Source organism: Emticicia sp. (assembly GCF_049241225.1).
Classification (GTDB): Bacteria; Bacteroidota; Bacteroidia; order Cytophagales; family Spirosomataceae; genus Emticicia.
On sequence record NZ_JBMLRC010000016.1, the window covers coordinates 1 to 1443 of the forward strand.

The 1443-nt window shown below is 39.1% G+C and carries 1 protein-coding gene; it reads right to left on the reverse strand.

Annotation, left to right across the window (positions count from 1 at the left end; all coding sequences use genetic code 11):
• Nucleotides 1-384: 384 nt before the first annotated feature.
• On the reverse strand, nucleotides 385-1443 hold a 1059-nt coding region (locus ACOVO2_RS00740; protein WP_421768134.1), incomplete at its 5' end, for a 3-coathanger stack domain-containing protein.

The following is a 1443-nucleotide window of genomic DNA, read 5'->3' on the forward strand; positions in this document are numbered from 1 at the left end:
TATAAAGTATGGCTCAAAAAGTAGGTTCAGGGATGAATATATGGTTTTGTTTTTGATACCAACTTTTTAAGCTGTTTATGTAAAAATATATAAGCTCTTAAATTCTGCAATCTTAAAATGATGTCATGTAACTAAGTTTTATTAAATAACGATATTTTGAAAAAATGATTGATAAGGGGGTCGACGAAATATAATTTAAAAAGGAACTTAGTTGATGAAACATGAAACATATGGATGATAGATGCTTACAAAGTAATTTTGATAATAAATAATTAGAGAGCTTAGCCATACAACTATTTGTCTGATGTTTTGCACGAAAAAACGAAATGATAGACTTACAAAAAAAGCCCTCCAAATCTTATCGGAATGGAAGGCTGTTTTCTATCAATTCTCGCAAGCTCGAATCTCGGCTTTGAAGACCGCACCTGATTCAAAACCTGGTGTCAGTAATATCGACTTTCCTGCTTGGTAGGTTACGCTCGCAGGTGATATCACCTTGTTACTCGCATGAATACTTGTTACTGCCTTCTTAGTTTTTGTGCCAGTTACATTATTTGCTGGACTGACCAAATTATGACTGTAAGGATGAACAACAACTTGACTTATCGCTGGATTACTCACCACTACCTGATTCGATGAGGCTACTCGTATCAAATATTTTGTCCCTTCAACTGTATTTTGTGGAATCGTACAACTCAAAGTGCCTACGGCATTGGTGGTTCCAATCAGAACTGGAGTGGCAAAACTTCCCGATGAGTCAGACAACTCAACCCTAAATTCATTACCCGTGCTGAATGTTCCTGAGGTACTAAAACTTACATCCACCGAACTTCCCGCACAAATAGTGGTCTTTGAAAGTGTTGGTGCATTTATCGTTGTCAGATTACCCACTACCGTAAATCGGATGATTTTTGGTCCGTAAGTAATTCCGCCTCCCTTGTTGTCTTGAGCATAACCCGTCACGGTCAAGGTGTAATTGCCCGGTTTAAAATTCCTTCCCCAAATATCCGTTCCAGCATTATCGAATAAAGCATTCGGGGCTACGTTTTGTAGAATATTCCAATTCAGTTCTGGACCTTGAATATTCATCTCAAAACTCTCGATAATCACCGATGGACACAATGATTGTGTAACCAAAACCGAAACTTGCTCTGGAATTTGGTTGATTGTCATACCATCAGTCAGATTGAATAATGGCTGGTGCGGGTTTCCTGCTTTTACATATAAATAATCAACGATTCGACTCGGGTCGCAAGGGTCAACGCCACTAACCACAACATTTGTCGTTGCCGCAGCCGAACAACTATTTACTCCAACCACTGTCAAAGTGTAAATCCCGCCATTGACCGAAAGTGCATTTGGAATGCTTGGGCTGCTTTGCGTGCTACTAAAATTATTTGGACCAGTCCAACTATAAGTTCCACCACCACTTCCAACTAAACT